At 74.3% G+C, this 18,061-nt stretch carries 16 protein-coding genes; 5 read left to right on the top strand and 11 right to left on the bottom strand.

Annotated features, from left to right (window positions below):
- The first annotated feature begins 33 nt into the window (after positions 1-33).
- From ACN267_RS11015 to ACN267_RS11005, 3 genes are read left to right on the top strand one after another with little or no spacing between them, the layout of a single operon-like run.
- Complete coding sequence (locus ACN267_RS11015) at positions 34-1,620, top strand: sensor histidine kinase (protein ID WP_421488567.1); 1,587 nt, start codon at positions 34-36, stop codon at positions 1,618-1,620.
- Between the two features lie 44 nt (positions 1,621-1,664).
- Positions 1,665-4,055, top strand: a complete 2,391-nt coding sequence (locus ACN267_RS11010; protein WP_421488566.1) for a glycosyltransferase family 39 protein — start codon at positions 1,665-1,667, stop codon at positions 4,053-4,055.
- The gene (locus ACN267_RS11005) at positions 4,055-5,281 is read left to right on the top strand and encodes a glycosyltransferase (RefSeq protein ID WP_421488565.1); all 1,227 of its coding nucleotides are present in this window, start codon (positions 4,055-4,057) and stop codon (positions 5,279-5,281) included. The genes ACN267_RS11010 and ACN267_RS11005 overlap by 1 nt, the downstream gene beginning before the upstream one ends.
- Positions 5,282-5,377: 96 nt before the next feature.
- Here ACN267_RS11005 and ACN267_RS11000 read toward each other — a convergent pair whose 3' ends face one another.
- The 10 genes from ACN267_RS11000 to ACN267_RS10955 are packed head-to-tail and all read right to left on the bottom strand — an operon-like array spanning position 5,378 to position 15,059.
- Positions 5,378-6,481 carry a LacI family DNA-binding transcriptional regulator gene (locus ACN267_RS11000; RefSeq protein ID WP_421488564.1) on the bottom strand — a complete coding sequence of 368 codons (1,104 nt, stop codon included), beginning with the start codon at positions 6,479-6,481 and terminating at the stop codon, positions 5,378-5,380.
- A 39-nt stretch (positions 6,482-6,520) separates the two neighbouring features.
- The gene (locus ACN267_RS10995) at positions 6,521-7,183 is read right to left on the bottom strand and encodes an SDR family NAD(P)-dependent oxidoreductase (protein ID WP_421488563.1); all 663 of its coding nucleotides are present in this window, start codon (positions 7,181-7,183) and stop codon (positions 6,521-6,523) included.
- Positions 7,180-7,962: an HpcH/HpaI aldolase family protein gene (locus tag ACN267_RS10990; RefSeq protein ID WP_204961122.1), complete on the bottom strand. Its 783-nt coding sequence runs from the start codon at positions 7,960-7,962 to the stop codon at positions 7,180-7,182. Before ACN267_RS10990 ends, ACN267_RS10995 begins: the two co-directional genes overlap by 4 nt.
- Positions 7,962-9,041, bottom strand: a complete 1,080-nt coding sequence (locus ACN267_RS10985) for an ABC transporter substrate-binding protein (protein WP_204961123.1) — start codon at positions 9,039-9,041, stop codon at positions 7,962-7,964. Before ACN267_RS10985 ends, ACN267_RS10990 begins: the two co-directional genes overlap by 1 nt.
- A complete protein-coding gene (locus tag ACN267_RS10980) occupies positions 9,038-9,898 on the bottom strand; it encodes an ABC transporter permease (RefSeq protein WP_088645265.1) in 861 nt (286 codons plus the stop codon). Before ACN267_RS10980 ends, ACN267_RS10985 begins: the two co-directional genes overlap by 4 nt.
- Complete coding sequence (locus tag ACN267_RS10975) at positions 9,895-10,686, bottom strand: ABC transporter ATP-binding protein (protein WP_228544614.1); 792 nt, start codon at positions 10,684-10,686, stop codon at positions 9,895-9,897. The genes ACN267_RS10980 and ACN267_RS10975 overlap by 4 nt, the downstream gene beginning before the upstream one ends.
- 2 nt (positions 10,687-10,688) lie before the next feature.
- Positions 10,689-11,627, bottom strand: a complete 939-nt coding sequence (locus tag ACN267_RS10970; RefSeq protein WP_088645263.1) for a polysaccharide deacetylase family protein — start codon at positions 11,625-11,627, stop codon at positions 10,689-10,691.
- On the bottom strand, positions 11,621-13,057 hold the full coding sequence (locus tag ACN267_RS10965; RefSeq protein ID WP_421488562.1) for an MmgE/PrpD family protein: 1,437 nt from the start codon (positions 13,055-13,057) through the stop codon (positions 11,621-11,623). Before ACN267_RS10965 ends, ACN267_RS10970 begins: the two co-directional genes overlap by 7 nt.
- Positions 13,054-14,085 carry a quinone oxidoreductase family protein gene (locus ACN267_RS10960; RefSeq protein ID WP_421488561.1) on the bottom strand — a complete coding sequence of 344 codons (1,032 nt, stop codon included), beginning with the start codon at positions 14,083-14,085 and terminating at the stop codon, positions 13,054-13,056. Before ACN267_RS10960 ends, ACN267_RS10965 begins: the two co-directional genes overlap by 4 nt.
- Positions 14,082-15,059: an asparaginase gene (locus ACN267_RS10955; RefSeq protein ID WP_421488560.1), complete on the bottom strand. Its 978-nt coding sequence runs from the start codon at positions 15,057-15,059 to the stop codon at positions 14,082-14,084. The genes ACN267_RS10960 and ACN267_RS10955 overlap by 4 nt, the downstream gene beginning before the upstream one ends.
- 229 nt (positions 15,060-15,288) lie before the next feature.
- Here ACN267_RS10955 and ACN267_RS10950 point away from each other — a divergent pair, with 229 nt between their 5' ends.
- The gene (locus tag ACN267_RS10950) at positions 15,289-15,978 is read left to right on the top strand and encodes a helix-turn-helix domain-containing protein (protein ID WP_204961127.1); all 690 of its coding nucleotides are present in this window, start codon (positions 15,289-15,291) and stop codon (positions 15,976-15,978) included.
- Positions 15,979-17,143: 1,165 nt separating this feature from the next.
- Here the strand turns inward: ACN267_RS10950 and ACN267_RS10945 are convergent.
- A complete protein-coding gene (locus ACN267_RS10945; RefSeq protein WP_204962134.1) occupies positions 17,144-17,554 on the bottom strand; it encodes a VOC family protein in 411 nt (136 codons plus the stop codon).
- Between the two features lie 191 nt (positions 17,555-17,745).
- Here ACN267_RS10945 and ACN267_RS10940 point away from each other — a divergent pair, with 191 nt between their 5' ends.
- Positions 17,746-18,057, top strand: coding sequence for a hypothetical protein (locus tag ACN267_RS10940; RefSeq protein WP_204962142.1), 312 nt, complete (start codon positions 17,746-17,748; stop codon positions 18,055-18,057).
- Positions 18,058-18,061 lie beyond the last annotated feature (4 nt).

The raw sequence follows: 18,061 nt of genomic DNA, 5'->3' as shown, positions 1-18,061 counted from the left end.
GTCGGTCGCCTCCGCCGCCGGCTGGCTCACCGGTTGGCGGGCTGGTCACTGCGTCGCCGGCTGGTGCTCACCGTGGTCGCGCTGCTGGCGCTGGTCAGCGTCGGCATCGGCGGGCTGACCACCGTCGCGCTGCGGCACTTCCTGATCACCCAGGTCGACACCCAGCTCGTCGGGGACAACCGCCGATTCGACACCCGGCTGCCCTGGGACCGGACCCCGGGCCAGCCCCGCCCCCTCGACCAGGCCAGCGGCCGGCAGGGGCAACCCGACCCGCCACCGACCTACCCGGTCGGCTCGATCGGGATGCGGATCATCCCGCAGGAGCAGCCCTCGGCCCGCATCCGCAGCGCCTCCGGCACGACCGAGGCGCTCACCGCCGCCGACGTCGCCCCGCTGACCAGGTTGCCCGCCGACAGCAGGCCGCACACCGTCGACCTCGGCGAGCGGGGCGACTACCGGGCGGTGGCCCGCCAGGTTCCCGGCGGCGACATCCTGGTCTTCGCCATCCCGCTGAGTCTCGTGCAGGAGACCGTCTGGTGGATGGTCGTCGCCCAGGCGGGCGTCGCCGCCGCCGGCCTGCTCGTCGCCGGCAGCCTGGGCGCGTTGATCGTCCGGGCCACGCTGCGCCCGCTGAACCGGGTGGCGGCCACCGCAGGGCGGGTCGCCGAGCTGCCGCTGGACCGGGGCGAGGTGGCCCTGTCGGTACGGGTGCCCGCCGCCGACACCGATCCGCGTACCGAGGTGGGCCAGGTGGGCGCGGCGCTGAACCGGATGCTGGGTCACGTCGCCGCCGCGCTCGCCGCCCGCCAGGCCAGCGAGACCCGGGTACGCCAGTTCGTCGCCGACGCCTCGCACGAGCTGCGTACCCCGCTGGCCGCGATCCGGGGCTACGCCGAGGTGGCCCGGCGGGGCCGCGACCGGGTGCCCCCGGACGTGGCCCACGCGCTGCGCCGGGTCGAATCCGCCAGCACCCGGATGACCAGCCTCGTCGACGACCTGCTGCTGCTGGCCCGGCTGGACTCCGGCCGGCCGCTGGCCACCGGGCCGGTCGACCTGACCGCCCTGGTGGTCGACGCGGTCAGCGACGCGCACGTGGCCGGTCCCGAACACCGGTGGCAGCTCGACCTGCCCGACGAGGCGGTGGAGGTGCCCGGCGACGCCGTCCGGCTGCACCAGGTGGTGGCGAACCTGCTGGCCAACGCCCGGGTGCACACCCCACCCGGCAGCACCGTCACCACCCGGCTCGCCCCGGTGCCCGGGGCAGTGGAGATCAGCGTCACCGACGACGGCCCGGGGGTGCCGGCGGAGCTGCGCGACGAGGTCTTCGAACGGTTCGCCCGGGGCGACAGCTCGCGGTCCCGGGAACACGGCAGCACCGGCCTGGGCCTGGCCATCGTGGCCGCCGTGGTGGAGGCCCACCACGGCACCGTCGCCCTGGAGAGCCGACCGGGCCGCACCGTCTTCACCGTGCGGTTGCCGGACTCCACCGGGCCCGCACCGCGGGACGCCGACCCGTCCACGCCGCCGTATTCCGCCGCGCCCTCGTCGCGTCATTCCGCCGCCCCCGCGTTGCCGGAGGCCGGCGCGGCGGGGCCGCCGGATTCCACAGCCAACGCATAGCCAGGGCACGGGAGCGACCCAACCGGCCCGGCCAGGCTGGCCGCATGGACAGAACCGAGAGCCTGCTGACGACGCCGGCCAGCGCGCCGGACGCCGCGACCGCACCGCCGTCGGGCCAGCCCGACGCCGCGACCGTACCGCCGGCCCGGTCGGCGTCGGTCCACCCGGGCGCAGACGACGCCCCACCACGACGTGACCCGCGCTGGGTGAGACCCGCGCTGGCGGTGCTGCTGCTCGGCACCGGCCTGCTCTACCTGTGGGGCCTGGGGGAGTCCGGCTGGGCGAACTCGTTCTACTCGGCGGCGGTGCAGGCCGGCTCCGAGAGCTGGAAGGCGTTCTTCTACGGCTCCTCCGACGCGGCCAACTCGATCACCGTCGACAAGACGCCGGCCGCGCTGTGGCTGATGGCCCTGTCGGTACGCATCTTCGGGCTGAACAGCTGGGCGATCCTGGTGCCACAGGCGCTGCTCGGCGTCGCCTCGGTCGGCGTCCTGTACGCCACCGTCCGCCGCTGGTACGGCCCGGCCGCCGGCCTGATCGCCGGGACGGTCCTGGCGCTCACCCCGGTCGCCACCCTGATGTTCCGGTTCAACAACCCGGACGCGCTGCTGGTCCTGTTGCTGGTGCTCGGGGCGTACGCCACGGTCCGGGCGGTGGAGACGGCCAGCACCCGGTGGATCGTGCTGGTCGGGGTGCTGGTCGGCTTCGGCTTCCTCACCAAGATGCTCCAGGCGTTCCTGGTGATCCCGGTCTTCGCCGGGGTCTACCTGCTGGCCGCGCCGACCGGCTTCTGGCGGCGGATCCGGCAGCTGCTGCTGGCCGGCCTGGGCCTGGTCGTCGCCGCCGGCTGGTGGGTGGCCACCGTGGAGCTGGTCCCGGCCAGCGCCCGCCCGTACATCGGCGGTTCGCAGAACAACAGCATCCTGGAGCTGACCCTCGGCTACAACGGTCTCGGCCGGATCACCGGTGACGAGGAGGGCAGCGTCGGCGGTGGCCGGATGGGCGGCGGCGGTGGGCCGTTCTCCGGACAGACCGGCTGGCTGCGGATGTTCGACACCGAGGTCGGCGGCCAGATCTCCTGGCTGCTGCCGGCCGCGCTGATCCTGCTCGTCGCCGGCCTGGTGCTGGCGGGTCGGGCGGCGCGCACGGACCGCCGTCGCGCCGGGCTGCTGCTGTGGGGCGGCTGGCTGCTGGTCACCGGGCTGATCTTCAGCTTCATGTCCGGCATCTTCCACGCCTACTACACCGTGGCCCTGGCCCCGGCGGTCGGCGCGCTGGTCGGCATCGGCACCGTCCTGCTCTGGCGGGAACGCCGGGCCGCCGCCGGAACCGTCACCCCGGTCACCGGTTCCGCGGTGCCCACCGCGCCGACCGCCGCCCCGGGTGCCGACGCCGCGACGGCCCCCGTGACCGCACCGGTGACCGGTGGTCGCCGGTCGCTGCGGTGGCGGGGGTGGTTCGCCACCGGCATCCTCGCCGTCACCCTGGCGGTGACCGCCTGGTGGTCGTGGCGGCTGCTGGGCCGCAGCGCCGACTTCCAGCCTTGGCTACGGCCGGCCGTGCTGGTCGGCGGGCTCGCCGTGGCGGTGCTGATCCTGCTCACCCGGCGGCTGCCCCGGCGTCTGGTGCCGGTGGTGCTGGTGCTGGGCGCGTCGGTCGCGCTGGCCGGCCCGGCGGCGTACGCGGCGCAGACCGCCGGCACCCCGCACACCGGGGCCATCCCGACCGCCGGCCCGGCCGTGCAGGGCGGCTTCGGCCCGGGTCGTGGCGGGCCCGGCGGCCGGATGGGCGACGGCATGGAGTTCCCCGGTGGTGGCGGCTTCCCCGGTGGTGGCTTCCCGGGCGGCAACCGGGACGGCGGCACCGGTCGGAACGGTCAGCCCCCCGGCTTCCCCGGCGGCACCGGCCAGTTCCCCGGCCTCCCCGGCGGCACCGGCCAGGACGGCGGCACCGGTCAGGACGGGGGCACCGGCCAGGACGGCGGCACCGGGCCGAACAGTGGTACCGGTCAGGACGGTGGGCGTACCGGGGGTGGCCAGGGACGCATGGCCGGCGGGATGGGCGGCCTGCTCGACTCCCGGGAGCCGAGCGCCGCGCTGAAGGCGCTGTTGACGGCCGACGCCGACGACTACACCTGGATGGCGGCGACCGTCGGCTCCAACAACGCTTCCGGCTACCAGCTCGCCACCGGCCGTCCGGTGATGGCGGTCGGCGGCTTCAACGGCAGTGACCCGTCGCCCACCCTGGCCCGGTTCCAGGAGTACGTGGCGGCCGGGAAGATCCACTACTTCATCGGCGGGAGTGGCTTCCGGGCCAACGGCGGCAGCTCCGCCTCCCAGGAGATCACCACCTGGGTCACCGAGAACTTCACCGCGCAGACCGTCGACGGAGTCACCGTCTACGACCTGACCAGCGCCGGACAGGAGGCACAGTGATGACCACGATCGGCAGCGCCCGGCCCGCCGTCGAAACCCGGACCGGCACGCCGACCGCCGTGCTCGACGTGGTGGTGCCGGTCTACAACGAGGAGGCCGACCTCGGCCCCTGCGTACGTCGGCTGCACCAGCACCTCAGCGCGCACTTCCCGTACCCGTTCCGGATCACCGTGGCGGACAACGCCAGCGTCGACGGCACCCTCGCCGTGGCCGAGGCGCTCGCCGCCGAACTCCCGCACGTCGAGGTACGGCACCTGACCGCCAAGGGACGCGGCCGGGCCCTGCGGGTCGCCTGGTCGGCGTCGGACGCCCCGGTGCTGGCGTACATGGACGTGGACCTGTCGACCGACCTGGCCGCGTTGTTGCCGCTGGTCGCCCCGCTCATCTCCGGCCACTCGGACCTCGCCATCGGCACCCGGCTGGCCCGGACCTCCCGGGTGGTGCGGGGCGCCAAACGGGAGGTGATCTCCCGGGCCTACAACCTGCTGCTGCGGGGCGCTCTCGCCGCCCGGTTCTCCGACGCGCAGTGCGGCTTCAAGGCCATCCGCGCCGACGTGGCCCGGGAGCTGCTGCCGCTGGTGCAGGACACCGGTTGGTTCTTCGACACCGAGCTGCTGGTGCTCGCCCAGCGCGCCGGACTGCGCATCCACGAGGTGCCGGTGGACTGGGTCGACGACCCGGACAGCCGGGTCGACATCGTGGCCACCGCCCTGGCCGACCTGCGCGGCATCGGCCGGCTGGGGCGGGCCCTGGTCACCGGGGCGTTGCCGCTGGCCGCGCTGCGCGCCCAGTGGGGCCGGGCACCGCTGGCCGCCGCACCGGCGCGGGTGCCGGCCGGGCTGCCCGGCCAGCTGGCCCGGTTCGCCCTGGTCGGCGTGGTCAGCACGGTGGCGTACCTGGTGCTGTTCGTGGCGACCCGGGGGATGCTCGGCGCGCAACCGGCGAACCTGCTGGCGCTGTTGGTGACGGCGGTGGGCAACACGGCGGCGAACCGCCGGCTCACCTTCGGCATCACCGGCCGGCGGGCCGCCGGCCGGCACCACCTGCAGGGGTTGCTCGCCTTCGCCCTCGGCCTGGCGTTGACCAGCGGCGCGCTCGCCGCCCTGCACGCGGCCGGCACCCCGTCCCGGCCGGTCGAACTGGCCGTGCTGGTGGTCGCGAACCTGGCCGCGACGGCGCTGCGGTTCCTGCTGCTGCGCCTGGCGATGCACCACCGCCGGGCCTGACCGGCCGGGCGGCGGGGCGTGGCGACCTCCGCGCCCCGCCCGCCCTGCCGGCACCGGCCGTGCGGCGGGGGGCCGCAGGACCGGGTCGGCCGGGCGTCAGTTCACCGGGGTGACCACCGCGCCTGCGGAGTGCCCTCGTAGGTGTTCTCCGTGGGGCACCTCGGGCAGCGCGACGGTACGCGCCACCGGCTCAGTGGCCCCGGGGGAGAAGTCGGCGGTGGTCGCCCGGACGATCAGTTCCGGGTCCAGCCGTACCGACGTGGTGCTGCCCGAGCCGAGCAGGGTGAGCAGGGCGTGCAGGGCCTGCGAGCCCATGTCCCGCAGCGGGGTACGGATCGAGGTGAGCGGCACCAGGAGTTGGGCGTCCACGTCGATGTCGTTGTAGCCGACCACCGCCACCTCCCGACCGACCCGCAGGCCGTGGTCGCGCAGGGTGCCCATCGCCCCGATCGCGGCGAAGTCGTTCACCGCGAAGACCCCGTCGGGGCGGCCGGTGTCCAGCAGCCCGGCCATCGCCGACGCCCCACCGGCGACGTCGAAGGTGGACGGTGCGACCCACCGGGGGTCGACCGGCACGCCCCGGGCCTTCGCCGCGGCGAGGAAGCCGGCGACCCGGTCGGCGGAGGTGCTGGCGTGCCCGGGACCGGCGATCACCGCCAGCCGCCGGCAGCCCACGTCGATCAGGTGCTCGGCGGCGAGCCGACCACCGAGGCGGTCCCGGCCGGTCACCGAGGGGAAACCCCGGGAGGCCCGACTGACCAGCACGAACGGAACCCCGTCGGCGGCCAGCCGGGCCAGCATCGGATCGTTGCGGCGGGCGTCGCCGATGATCAGCCCGTCCACCCGTTCCCCGATCAACCGCCGGATACGCACCGCCCGCGCCTCGTCGTCGTCCCAGCTGCTGCTGACCACCGCCTGGTAGCCGGCGGCGGCAGCGGCGGCGTCGATGCCCTCGAAGACGGTGGCCAGCACGATGTCGGTGATCCGGGGGACCAGCACGCCGATCACCCCGGTCTTGCCGCTGCGCAGGCTGGCCGCCCAACGGTCCGGGTGGAAGCCCAGTTCCCGGGCGGCGGCGACGATCCGGGCCGCGGTCGCCGGGGCGACCCGGACGTCGTCGCCGCGTAGCACCCGGGAGACCGTGGAGACGTGCACACCGCAGTGGCCGGCGACGTCGCGCAGGGTCACCCGCTTGTTCACTGTGCCTCCCGTGCCGGACCGGTACCCGTACCCGGCAACCTAGCTGAGATGACTGCCCCCGTTCACATCGAAGGTCATGCCGGTGACCGTGGCGCAGGAATCGGAGAGCAGGAACAGCACGATGTCGGCGATCTCCTGTGCCGAGGAGACCCGGCCCAGCGGCATCCGGGCCCGCAGCCCGGCCTTCTGTTCGGCGGTGAGCCGGTCGTGCATCGGGGTGGCCACCGGGCCGGGCGCGACGGCGTTGACCCGTACCCCCTGCGGTCCGAAGTCGACGGCCAGGTGGCGCATCAGGCCCAGCACCCCGGCCTTCGCCGCCGCGTACGCCGTGCCCGACAGCCGGGTGCCGCCGTCGCGGGCGTTGAGGCTGCTCATCAGCACCAGCGACCCGCCGCCGGCCGCCGCCATCCGGGGCACCACGGCCTGGCTGACGACGAACGCGGCGGTGAGGTTGTTGCGCAGGGTGCGTTCCCACTCGGCGAGGCTGGTCTGTTCGATGCCACCGGCGCTGACCACCCCGGCCAGGTGGGCCACCCGGGTCGGGGTGCCGATCGCGTCGACGAACTCGCCGACCGCGACCGGGTCCGCGGCGTCCACGCCGGTGGAGACGTCCAGCACGTGCACCGTCTCGCCCCGGGCGCGGGCGGTGGCGACCACCGCCGCGCCGATGCCGCTGGCTCCGCCGGTCACCAGCAGGCTCACGACGTGCCGCCGAGGATCTCGTCGCGGGCCCGCCGGTAGGCGTCGGAGAGCAGCATCTCCGGCTGGGAGTAGACGACGAAGCGGACGCCCCGGTCGATCCAGCGGCGGGCCTCCTCGGCGGAGTAGGCCAGCATGCCGGCGACCCGGCCGGCGGCGACGACCCGCTCGACGAAGTCGACCGCGTGCTTCTCCACCTCCGGATGGGTGGGCTGGTAGCCCAGGCCCAGCTTGACCGACAGGTCGGCCCGGCCGAGCATCAGCACGTCGAGGTCGGCGGCGAGGATGTCGTCGAGGTTGGCCAGTCCGGTGGGGGTCTCGACCAGGGCGACGACCGTGGTGTTCTGCCCGGCCCAGGTCAGGTAGCGGTCGAAGTCGCCCCGGGCGGTGCCGTGCCCGGCGGCCCGCGCCGCCGAGCACAGCGTCCGGTCGCCGACCGGCGGGTAGTGGGTCAGCCGGGCCGCCTCGACGGCCTGCGCGCCGGTCTCCACCAGCGGCAGCACCACGCCGCCGGCACCGCTGTCCAGGGACCAGAGCAGGTCCTTCTCCTCGATCCGGCGCAGCCGGACCAGCGGGGTGGTCCCCGCCGAGCCGGCCGCCCGGACCATCGCCAGCACGCTCTGCTCGTCGGCCGCGGCGTGCTCGGTGTCGACGACCAGGAAGTCGTAGCCGAGCGCGCCGAGGATCTCGCCGATCGCCGGTTCCTGGAGCAGGGTCAGGCTGCCGAGGGCGACGCCACCGTCGCGCAGCACCTCGGCCAGCCGGCTCGGACGGGGAAACATCAGGACTCCAGCTTCTGGACGCTGCCGCAGTCGCGGTTGACCGGCACCTCGCCGACGATCTTCAGAGCGGCGTCGACGACGGAACCGTCGTGCCACTCACCGACCTCGGGCAGCTTCTCGATGATCTTGTTGTCGAGCAGCCACTTGCCGTCCTCGGCGACCACCGTGGCGGTGTCCACCCGGCCGTTCGGGTCCATGTACGGCCACTGGTCGGTGCCGTACAGCTTGGTGATCGTCTCCGCCGGCACCTTGGTCCGCTCGGCCACGATCTTGATGACGTCGTCCTTGTTGGCCGGGTCCTGGTAGTAGCGCACACCCTCCAGCCAGCCGGCCATCCACCGGGCCGCGACCTCGGGCCGCTTGCTGATGAAGTCCTGCGACATGGTGATCAGGCCCTGCTCCTGGTTCGGGGCCACCTCGTTCATCGCCAGCACCCGCTTGGCCTGCCCGTCGGTGATGAGCTGGTACGCCAGCGGCTGCACCACGAAGCCGGCGTCCACCGCACCGCTCTTGAGCGCGTTGGCGGTGTCCGGGTAGCTCAGGGTGACAATCTGCCCCAGGTCGGACTGCTTGAGCCCGACCTCACCCAGCGCCCGGTCCAGCCAGTACTCGGTGGTCGAGCCCTTGGCCAGGATCGCGACCTTCTTGCCCTTGAGGTCGGCCACGCTCTTCAGGCCGCCGTCGAAGGCCTGGGTCCGGGCCAGCAGGAGGTTGTCCGAGGCACACCGGTACTGCTGCCGGTCGGCCACCGCCCGCACCCGCAGCCCCTGGTTGACCGCGTTGAACAACGCGCCACCGGTGCCCGGGATGTTCACGTCCAGCTTGCCCTGACCCTGCACCGCGAGCCGGGAGTAGATGTCGGCGTTGCTGAACTCCACCTCGACCTGGTGCTTGCCGAAGAAGCCCTTCGCGTCAGCCACCATCATCGGGGCCAGCGAGAGGATCTCCAGCGAGTTGACAGTCACCTTGTCGGTACCGCCGGAGCCTGTCGACTCCGCGTCGTCACCGCAGGCCGCGGTGCCGAGCAGCAGGCTCGCCCCCAACAGCGCGGCGATGACACCCTTGTTCTTGATTGTCATGATTGGCCCTCCGTCCAGCTGAAGAAGCGCCGCTGCACGCGCAGCGTCACCGTGGTGAGGAAAAAGCCCATCGCCGCGATCACCGCGAGCGTGGCGTACATGTTGTCGATCTGATAGATCTGCCAGTACCGCCAGGTCATCGACCCGACGCCGTCACTGGCGGCGAGGAACTCACCGGCGATCGTGCCCAGCAGGGCCAGCCCCGCGGCCAGCCGGATACCGGCGAAGATGGACGGCAGGGCCCCCGGCAGGACGATCTTCCAGAGGATCTGCTGCCGACCGGCGCCCAGGTTGCGGGCCATCAGGATCAGCCGCTCGTCGACCTGGAGCACCCCGGACATCGCGTTGACCACCGCCGGGAAGAACGAGATGATGCCGGCGAGCACCACGATCGGCCGGCCGCCGGTGCCGAAGATGACCAGCAGCAGCGGCAGGATCGCCACCACCGGGATCGGGTACGTGATGGCGATCAGCGGATCGATCAGCACCCGCACCCACCGCGACCGTCCCATCGCGATGCCCAGCAGCGTCGCCGGGATCACCCCGAGCAGGAAGCCGAGCAGGATGCGCTGGGCGGTGATCCCGATGTTCGGCAGCAGCTCCCCGGAGGAGAACAGGTCGACCAGGGCCTGCACGCACTCCGACGGGGCCGGGAAGAAGGTCTTGTCGATCAGCCCGGCCATGCTGCCGACCTGCCACAGCGCCAGCACCACGACCACCGGCACCATGCTGCCCAGCCCGCTGCTGAGCAGCTTGAACCCGCGACCCGGCGGGCGTTCCGCGCGGGGGTCCACCGCGTAGCGGACCACGGGTTCGTCGGTCGCCCGCTCCCGGGTCGGCGCGCTCTGCTCGCTCATCGGTCCCCCTTCGCTTCCGCCCACTCGGCCGCCAGGGTGGCGTCCCGCAACTGCGCCCACAGGTGGCGCTTCAACTCGGTGAACCGCGGGTCCAACTCGACGTCGCGGGTACGCGGCCGGGGGAACGGCACCCGGATCTCCTCGACCACCCGGGTCGGCCGGGGACCGAGCACGATGATCCGGTCCGCCAGCAGCAGCGCCTCCTCGATGCTGTGCGTGATGAACAGGACCGTCTTGCGGTGCCTCGACCAGACCTGGAGCAGCTCGTCCTGCAACAGGGTCCGGGTCTGGGCGTCCACCGCCGCGAACGGCTCGTCCATCAGCAGGACCTCGGGGTCGCTGGCCAGCGCGCGGGCGATCCCGGCCCGCTGGCGCATCCCGCCGGACAGCTCGTGCGGCTTGTTGTCGGCGAACGCCTCGATGCCCATCATCGTCAGGTGCTCCCGGGCCACCTCCCGCCGCCGGGCGGCGGGCACCCCGCGCAGTTCCAGGCCGAACGCCACGTTGTCGGCGATGGAGCGCCACGGGATCAGCGCGTAGTCCTGCCAGACGATCGAGGTGAGCGGGCCGGCGGCGGTGCGCTCCCCGACGAACCGGATCTCCCCGTCGTCCGGCCGGCGCAGCCCGCCGAGCAGGCCGAGCAGCGTCGACTTGCCGCATCCGCTCGGACCGATCACGCAGATGAACTCCTGCGCCTCGATCGTGGTGCTGAGGCTGCCGACCACCGACAGCCGGCTCCCGTCGGCCCGGGGATACCCCTTGGCCACGTTGTCGATCTCGATACGCATGGTCACTGTCCTCCGTGGGCCGGCAGGTCGGAGTAGTTGTGGTGCCACCAGTCGGCGATGTCGCGCCGCCTGGCGAACCAGACGCCGGGCAGGTCCTGCGCCCAGGCGATCAGGTCACGCAGCGCGGAGGCCCGCCCGGCCTGGCCGATCAGCCGGGCGTGCAGCCCGATCGAGATCATCTTGGGGGAGGTCTCGCCCTCCTCCCACAGGTACTCGATGCCCCGCCGGCAGTTCTCGAAGAAGTCGGTCGGATTGCCGTAACCGGGGCTGAAGGCGAACCGGCCGTCGTTGTAGGTGTGGGTGTACGGCACCACCAGGTGCCGCTGCCCTGCCACCTGCACCCAGTACGGCAGGTCGTCGTTGTAGGCGTTGGAGTCGTACCGGAAGCCGCCCTCCTCGACCAGCAGCCGCCGGGTGCGGTCCGACGGGGCGTACCGGGAGTACCAGCCGACCGGGCGCTCCCCGCACAGCTCGGTGATCGTCGCCACCGCCTGCCGGATCTCGGCGCGTTCCTCGTCCTCGGTCATCCCCGACGGCTCCCGCCAGCGCAGGCCGTGCGAGCAGATCTCGTGCCCGGCGTCGACGAACGCCCTGGTCAGTGGCCGGTTACGGGCCAGCGCCTCGGCACAGCCGTACACGGTCACCGGGGTCTGCGTCCGGTCGAACAGCCGCAGCAGCCGCCACGCACCGGCCCGGCTGCCGTACTCGTAGACCGACTCCTGGGACAGGTCCCGATGCTCGGCGCTGGTCGGCGTGTACGAGATCTCGCCGACCCACTCGTTGACGCTGTCGCCGTCGAGGAGGCTGTGTTCGGCGCCCTCCTCGTAGTTGAGGCACAGGCTCACCGCCACCCGGGCGCCACCGGGCCACTCGACGCGGGGGAGGTCCCCGCCGTAGCCGATGAAGTCCCGCTCGGTGCCGGGTTCGACTCTGATCACCATGTCGTCGTGTCCTTTCTGCCGGATGGGCCGGCCCCAGCGGGAACCGGCGGCGGACCGCCGTTCGGATTCGGTGCCCCGCCGCGCACCAGCGCGGTGAGGTCTCGCAGTCGGGTCGCCCCGGGCGCGCGGGCCAGCCCGTGCAGCAGCTCGGCCGCCCCGCCCGGCACCCCCGGGGTACGCAGCAGCGCGGCGTCGACGGCGGCCAGGTCGTCGGCCGTCATCGGGTCCTCCCGGTCGCCGTGGTGGAACCGGGCCCGCCCGGTCAGCCGGGCACCGCTGCGGGTGGTCACCTCCACCACCGCCGGTCGGCCCGCCGGATATCCCTGGTCCAGGCCGGGGTCGTGGCGTACGGTCACCCGCTCGGCGAGCCGGGCGGCGCGGGCCCGTCGGTCGTCCGCCGACCCGTCCGGGACGCCCGGGTCGGTGCCGAGCAGCCCGCAGGCCACCACCCACGGGATGCTGAACTGGCGGGCCAGCCGGCCGGCCGGACGCCGCTCGGCGAGCAGGGCCGCCCCCGCGTAGGTGTGCACGGTCACCGCCGCCACCTCGTCGGCGGGCAGGTCCCGGGCCATCGCGCGGGCCATCGTCCAGGCGGTCAGGGTGTGCGCGCACACCCCGACCGGCTTGAAGTACGCGTCGGGCAGCAGCGGTCGGGGCAGCAGCGCGGCGTCCACCGGCCGGTCGGTGAGGCCCTGGTGGACGGTCCGGCCGAGGTGGGGCAGCGCCGGGCCGGTGGCCGGGAACCCGGCGTCGGCGAGCCGGGCGACGGTCAGCCCGTTGGCGGTGCCCAGGGCGGGCAGCAGGTAGTGGGCGGCGTGCCCCCGCCGGGTGTCGGCCTCCGGCCCGGCCAGCGCCACGGTCAGCGCCAGGTTCACCGTCGCGGCCAGTCCGGCGGCGTCCTGCCCGGCGACGGTCCCGGCGGCGGCCGCCGCCGCGCCGACGCCCCACCCGCCGTGCGGGTGCACCCCGGGGCGGGGTGCGCCGAGCAGCAGCCCGAGCCGGGCACCCACCTCCCAGCCGACCGCCAGCGCCCGCAGGAACACCCGCAGGCTGTGGTCGTCGGCCTCGGCGGTGGCCAGCGCGGCGGCGTACGCGTGCAGCCCCGGGTGCCCCCGGGATTCGCGCAGACCCTCGTCGCACTGGCTGACGGTGATCGCCGCCGCCGTCACCGCGGCGGCCCGCGCCGGCTGGTCCGTCCCGCCCGGCGCGGCCAGCAGGCTGCACGGGCCGTCCGGGTCGCCGGCGGTGTCCAGCCCGGCGGGCAGGTGCCCACGGGCCGCGACGGCGTTGGCGGTCAGCCGGGCCGCCACCTGCCGCACCAGCACCTGTCCCGCGCCGGTGGCCAGCAGCGTGTCGGCCGCCTCGGCGGCACCGGCGACGAGCGTGGCCAGCACGTCACCGCGGGCATCCCCCCGCCGGTGCCCGGTCACGGTGTGATCACCTGCTTGCCGAGCACCCGCCGGTCGGCGAGCGCCTGGTGGGCCCGGCCGGCGTCGGCCAACGACAGGACCGCGTCGACCCGGGGGGTGAGCTGTCCCGCCGCGACCAGGCCCAGCACCCGGGCGATCTCGTCGGGGCGCTGGCTGCGCGAGCCGCGCAGCTCGTACTCGTTGCGGAAGGTCTCGATGAGGTCGAGGTGCGGGTGCTCCCCGGCGTGGCCACCGCCGACGATCAGCCGGCCGGTGGGGGCGAGGGTGCCCAGCGCGGCCTCGAAGACGTCGCCGCCGATGTGTTCGACGATCACGTCGAAGCCCGCACCTCCGGTGATCTCCCGGGCCTCGGCGGCCCAGTCGGGATTCCGGGTACTCAGCACCGCGTCCGCGCCGAGCGAGGAGACGAAGTCGGCCTTCGCCGGGTCGCCGATCAGGCCGACCACCCGGGCGCCGCCCAGCTTGGCGAGCTGGACCACCGCGTGCCCGAGCCCACCGGCGGCCCCCGGGGCGAGGACCCACTCGCCGGGGGCGAGCCGGCCGATGGAGTACAGGGTGCGCCAGGCGGTGCCGAAGGAGATCGGGGTGGCGGCGGCGACCACCGGGTCGAGGTCCCCGATGTCCAGCAGACCGCGCGCCGGGGCCACCGCGTGCCGGGCGTACCCGCCCCACCTGGTGATGCCGGGCATGTCGGCGTTCGGGCAGAGGTTGGCCCGCCCGGTCAGGCAGCGGGGGCAGCTCTCGCAGGGCGTGTTGGGCAGCACCAGCACGCGGTCGCCGGGGGCCCGACCGGTGACCCGGGAGCCGAGCCGTTCCACCACGCCGACGACCTCGCGGCCGAGCACGTGCGGCAGCCGCAGCGGCATCCGGGACACCCCGCTGCGCAGGTCGGCGTCGAGGTGGTTGACGGCGACGGCGAGCACCCGCAGCACGACCTCGTCGGGGCCGGGGTCCGGCAGGTCGACCTCGGTGAGGGTGAGCGTCTCGGGGCCGCCGTACCCGTTCATGGTCACTGCTTCGGTCTTCACGCGCGACGTCCTTCCACCATGGTGCGCAGGGCTTCCGGCACGGCGCCGGGTTCTTCGACGGCCAGGGCGAGGGCCAGCGCCACCCGGGCCTGGGTGCCGGTGAGGTCACCGGCGAAGAGCGCGCCGGCGCGGGCGAGGGTCGCCCCACCGCCGGCGTAGACCGGGCGGACCCGGCCCGCGCCGGTCCGGCTGGTGATGACCACGGGTACGCCGCGTCGGCCGGCCTCCGCGATGGCCTCGGCGACCGCGGGTGGGGCGTTGCCCGCACCGAACGCCTCGACCACGATGCCGGCGGCACCGGCGTGCAGCGACGCGCGCAGGTGGGTGCCGTCCGCGCCCGCGACGAGCTTGACCAGGTCCACCCGGGGCAGTCGGGCGGGGACCGGCAGGTGGGCGTAGTGCCCGCCCCGGGCGGCGGTGGAGACCCGCAGCACGCCGTCCGGGTCGACCAGGGCCAGCACGCCGGCGGTACCGCCGGAGAACGCCGACACCGCCGAGGTGTGCACCTTGCGGCTCTCCACCGCCGCGTACGCGACGCCGCCCATGACCGTCGCCGCGCCGAGCGGCCGGGGCGCGGTGACCACCCGGATCGCGTCGGCGAGGTTGCGCCCGGCGTCGGAGTCGGGCTCGTCGGCACCGCGCTGGGCCCCGGTCAGCACGACCCGGGCGTCGGGTCCGGTGAACTGCCCGGTCAGGTAGGCGGCTTCCTCCAGCGTGTCGGTGCCGTGGGTGACGACCACCCCGGCGAACCCGTCGGCGAGCTTGGCCCGTACCGCCCGGACGGTGGTCAGCATGTCGTCCAGGGAGAGCGTGAAGCTCGGCCGGCAGGACAGGTCGAAGCCGTGGATCTCCGCGTCGGTCGTACCGATGACGTTCTTCAGCAGGTCCGTGACGGAGTCGGTCACGGCCAGGCCCTCGTCGGGGTCCCACCGCGACGCGATCGTCCCACCGGTTGCCAGAACCGCGATCCGCACCAGCCACACCCCCTTGCGCAAACGATTGCTCAGTCGAGGTGATGACGGTTGCACAAACGTTCGTCCTGCACAAGAGCTGCGAGAACGTGAACCCGTAGAAGTTATGGATTGGTGGCCGGGGCGATGACGCGCTGATGTCGTGCCTGTTGCGGTGTCCGTCGCCGTCCGGTTCCCCGGGACGCCGGCGTCGGGTCGCGGTGATAGGCCGACGGCGTGGCAGGCTGGGACCGTGTACCGGGAACGGCCCGCCGGGGTGATCGACGGCGCGGTGCTCTGGGCGAGCGAGAGCCGCCCGGACGCCCCACCGACCCGGGTGCTGCCCGACGGCTGTCTCGACCTGCTCTGGTCCAGCCGGGCGGGCCTGCTGGTCGCCGGCCCGGACCGCACGGCGCAGCTCAGCGTGTCGGTGCCGGGGGAGCGGTGGCGCGGCGTCCGGCTGCCGCCCGGGGTGGGCCCGGCCGTCTTCGGCGTTCCCGCCGACGAACTGCGGGACCTCCGGGTCCCCCTCGACGTCCTCTGGGGGCGTGCCGCCGTCCGGCTCGCCGAGCAGCTCGGCACCGCGCCCACCGCCGCCGCCCTGGCCGTGGTCGCGGCCGACCGGCTCGCCCGGTCCGGCGGCGTCGACCCGCTCGGCCCCCGGGTGGCCGCGCTGCTCGCCGCCGGCGCCACGGTCACCGCGACCGCCGCCGAGATCGGCCTGGGCCCGCGTGCCCTGCACCGGCGCAGCCGGACCCTCTTCGGGTACGGCCCCAAGACCCTCGCCCGCATCCTGCGGCTGCACCGGGCCCTGGCGCTGGCCCGGCGTGGCGTGGGACTGGCCGAGGTGGCCGCCCGCGCCGGCTACGCCGACCAGGCCCACCTCACCCGCGAGGTGAGGGACCTGGCCGGCGTCGCACCGACCACTTTGCTCGCCCGCTGACCACCGCCGTGGCGGGACCGGGCCACCGATCTCGTGCCCCCGCGCCGCGCGTCGTGCCGTCGTGTCCTCGCGCCGTGCGTCGTGCGCCCGGGGCGTGCGCGCGCCCGGTCCGGTGCGGATCGTGCGCTGCGCCCCCTCGGGTCGTGCGCCGCGCGCCTTCAGCCGGTGGCCCGAGTCGTCGGGTTCTCCGCGGTCCCGTCGGGCCACCCGCTGTATCCGAGTCCTGCTGGCCGGCCGTCACCCGACCGTGGACGCACCTGACCGGCCTCCCGGCCGGCCCCGGGTCGCGTCGCCGTCCGGCCGGCCCGCGTCGCCGTCCACCCGGCCCGCGTCATGGCGGCCGGGCCGGCCGACGATATGCGGTGCGGGTCCTTTCGAACTGATGACGCTGCCGAATCACCCGCCGGGCTGCCGAATCACCGCCGGGCTGCCGAATTACCCGCCGGGCTACGGCAGGTGGTAGCCGCCCACCTGCCGTAGGACCCTTCGGTTGGCGTGGCATGCGCATCGCTGTACGGGCTGGCGGATGGGGTTGGTGTGTCTGGCGGGCTGGTGGTCGGGTTGTGTCATGTGACTGATGTGTGGGCTGGTGGTCGAGTTGTTGTGTCCGGGTTGGTGGTCCGGTTGCGCCGAGGTGGGGCGGTTTCTTCTCGCTCCTGGGTGGCCGAGCAGGTGCGTCGCCGATGTGCGGGATGGCTGTCGGGGTTCGGGTGCCTTTGGTCGTCAGGCTGCGCCACGGGAACTTGGGTGTCTCGGGCCGGGCGCTGGATGCTGCGGGGCCGGATCCGGCCCCGGCTGCCGTCGCCGAATCCGCCCGGCCGGCACGGGCCCTGCGCCGCCGCACCTCGCCAGGGGGACCTTCACCCGGGTGTCGTCGTCCCACCGAACAGGGGAGGTGCGGCGAACGGGCGTGTCGGACGGCGGCCCGGTCGGCGGTCCGGTCGGCGGCCCGGTCGGGGTGAACCGTCAGCGTCATCAGGTCGAAAGGACCCGCACCACATACCTGTGACCCGCTTGCCCCTGCCCCTGCTCGGGGCGGACCCTCCTGCGGGCAGGCGGGCAGGCGGGCAGGCGGGGTGGGAGGGGCGCGGCAGACCCGGGGGCGTCCGGCAGCGCGGCGACATCAGGGGATCGGCTCCCGTCCCGTGACGGTGGAGCCGGTCGGTCAGCTCCGGCCGGGAGTGGTGCCGAGGGGCGCGAACAGGTCCACGCCGTTGCCGTCGGGGTCGTGCAGGATGGCGTACCGCTGGCCCCACACCGCGTCCCACGGGGCTACCTCGCCGTGGAAACCCGCCTCGGTGAGCATGGTCCAGTACCGGTCCACCTCGGCCGGGTCGGCGCACAGGAAGGCGAGGCTGGCGCGTGGGCTGCCGCTGGGGGGCGTCCATTCGGGGTGGAAGCTCCGCAGCATGGTCACCGTGTCCCAGGCCAGCCGCAGCCCACCGGGCAGGGTCACCTCGACGTGGTCCTCGTGGTCGGCCCCGGCGGGGATGTCCAACCCGAGCCGACGGTAGAACTCCAGGGTGCGGGCCATGTCGTTGACCGCGGTGCCGATGAGATCGAAACGGGGCGTCATGTGGCCAGGGTAGGGCGAGGCGAGCCCCGGGGTCTTGAACGGAACGGACCGGGCCGAGGAGACCATGTGCCCCTCGCGGCCGGACCGGACGACGTACGGTGTCAGGGGAGCAATACGCCTTTAAGGTGTAAATACCCCATCGGGGTGCACCTGTCGGCGGTCCATGACGGCGAGGGAAGGGAGCGGGCCCGATGATGCACCTGGCCTACCTGGACGCGGGGTCCGGCAGCCTGATCGTGCAGGCGGTTGTCGGCGGAACAGCGGGCGCAGCGGTCGCCGCGAAGCTCTACTGGCGGCGGGTGGCGGCCCGGTTCCGCCGCCAGCCCACCGAAGCCGCCGAGGCCACCACGTCCGGCCAGACCGCCGGGCACACCGGGTCCCCCGCCACCGACCCCGCCGTGACCGGTCAGCCCTCCGGGACCGGGCCCGCTGCGACCGGGCCCGCTGCGACCGGTCAGCCCGCCCCGACCGAGCGGCAGCCGCGTCAGCCCGCCGGCAACTGACCGG

It is taken from the genome of Micromonospora sp. WMMD734 (assembly GCF_049178975.1).
Lineage (GTDB): Bacteria > Actinomycetota > Actinomycetes > Mycobacteriales > Micromonosporaceae > Micromonospora > Micromonospora wenchangensis.
This window is presented reverse-complemented; position numbering and strand designations above follow the sequence as displayed.

Excerpts from the sequence above, each read along its gene's own strand:
- ACN267_RS11010 (WP_421488566.1), top strand. The coding sequence starts at position 1,665 with ATGGACAGAACCGAGAGCCTGCTGACGACGCCGGCCAGCGCGCCGGAC.
- ACN267_RS11005 (WP_421488565.1), top strand. The coding sequence starts at position 4,055 with ATGACCACGATCGGCAGCGCCCGGCCCGCCGTCGAAACCCGGACCGGC.
- ACN267_RS10990 (WP_204961122.1), bottom strand. The coding sequence starts at position 7,962 with ATGTTTCCCCGTCCGAGCCGGCTGGCCGAGGTGCTGCGCGACGGTGGC.
- ACN267_RS10985 (WP_204961123.1), bottom strand. The coding sequence starts at position 9,041 with ATGACAATCAAGAACAAGGGTGTCATCGCCGCGCTGTTGGGGGCGAGC.
- ACN267_RS10980 (WP_088645265.1), bottom strand. The coding sequence starts at position 9,898 with ATGAGCGAGCAGAGCGCGCCGACCCGGGAGCGGGCGACCGACGAACCC.
- ACN267_RS10975 (WP_228544614.1), bottom strand. The coding sequence starts at position 10,686 with ATGCGTATCGAGATCGACAACGTGGCCAAGGGGTATCCCCGGGCCGAC.
- ACN267_RS10970 (WP_088645263.1), bottom strand. The coding sequence starts at position 11,627 with ATGGTGATCAGAGTCGAACCCGGCACCGAGCGGGACTTCATCGGCTAC.
- ACN267_RS10945 (WP_204962134.1), bottom strand. The coding sequence starts at position 17,554 with ATGACGCCCCGTTTCGATCTCATCGGCACCGCGGTCAACGACATGGCC.
- ACN267_RS10940 (WP_204962142.1), top strand. The coding sequence starts at position 17,746 with ATGATGCACCTGGCCTACCTGGACGCGGGGTCCGGCAGCCTGATCGTG.